The organism is Pseudomonas sp. Sample_21 (genome assembly GCF_004307525.1).
GTDB lineage: Bacteria > Pseudomonadota > Gammaproteobacteria > Pseudomonadales > Pseudomonadaceae > Aquipseudomonas > Aquipseudomonas atacamensis.
Genome location: NZ_RCNZ01000011.1, coordinates 1 through 1,293, shown reverse-complemented (window position 1 = coordinate 1,293; position 1,293 = coordinate 1). Strand labels below are relative to the sequence as shown.

Genomic DNA, 1,293 nt, shown 5'->3' with positions numbered 1-1,293 from the left:
TCGCTCCTTGTATGTTGACCCTGAGTCCAAAGAGAGAGGTTACGCTCAAGGACTCATACAACAGCAAGTGCGTTTCTGGGGGGAGGCCGATCGCTCCTGAAGGCAGGATTTGCTCCTGACCTTGTCTGTAGAGAGGCCCCCCCGCCTCATTGCCCACCACGAAGAGTATCGAGAAGCCGACAAGTCGGACTTCGCATTACAAGGTTGCAGTGGCATGAAGTTCGAGGTCGGGGGAACCGGGAGCAATCTTACCGAAAGTCAGGGAAGTGAAAAGCATGAATACTCATGTCGGCATAGACATTGGTGCTCGCACGTCTGCGATGGGATGGCGACAGAACGGTAAAACATCAGGCCAGTGGGAGATTCAGCACACACCCAAAGGGCGCAAGACTGCCGCGGCCAAGATGCTGGGTCTCAAGCCGCTGAGCGTGGTTATGGAAGCCACCGGCATTTACTACCTGGATCTTGCGCTGGAGTTGCACGCCGCCGGTTTGCCGGTCTCGGTGATCAACCCAAAAAGTTTTCACAATTTTGCCAAATTGATGCTGCAAAACAGCAAGACTGACCAGATAGATTCTCAATTACTAGCCGAATATGGCGAGCGTATGGCGCCCAGACTTTGGGTGCCGCCTACGGCCGATCAGATGACGTTGCGTGCCATTGGACGTCATATCAATCGTCTGATTGGTCATCGAACGCGAGCCAAAAACGAATTGCACGCGCTACAAGCGACAGAAACAAATGTGGAGCTGCTGATCGAAGATGAGAAAGAGGCGATTGCAGGGTTGGACGCGCGGATTGATCGTTTGAAGAAAGCCGCACGTGATGCCATCGCCAAATGCCCGGACCTGAGTTTGCAGTTTCGCTGCATGATGGCGGCACCCGGCGTAGGAGAAGCCTCGGCTATCGCTGCACTGGCGGAGCTGACGACCCTGCCTGTGACGCTTAAATCGGCACAGGTAAGCCGTTACGCAGGCCTGGACGTCAGGTTGACCCAATCCGGCACCAGCGTGAATCGGCCAGGGCGAATGTCCAAATGCGGCAATGCTTATTTGCGTGCAGCGATGTTCATGCCGGCAATGACGGCAATCCGCTGCGATGAGAATGTGAAGGCTTTTTACGAAGCTCTCGTTGCTCGCGGCAAGAAAAAAATGCAGGCAATCGGTGCGGTGATGCGCAAATATCTGACTGGGTTGTGGGCGTGCATGCGTTCCGGAGAAGAATTTAATACGGCCAAGCTTTTTAGCGAAAAACATCTCGCGAAAGCTTGACCGTGAACAGAGTATCTACAGG

1 protein-coding gene is annotated in these 1,293 nt (G+C 54.1%); it reads left to right on the top strand.

Annotation, left to right across the window (positions count from 1 at the left end; genetic code table 11):
• Positions 1–275 precede the first annotated feature (275 nt).
• A complete protein-coding gene (locus tag D8U71_RS00875; protein ID WP_130886977.1) occupies positions 276–1,271 on the top strand; it encodes an IS110 family transposase in 996 nt (331 codons plus the stop codon).
• Positions 1,272–1,293 lie beyond the last annotated feature (22 nt).

Excerpts from the sequence above, each read along its gene's own strand:
- D8U71_RS00875 (WP_130886977.1), top strand. The coding sequence starts at position 276 with ATGAATACTCATGTCGGCATAGACATTGGTGCTCGCACGTCTGCGATG.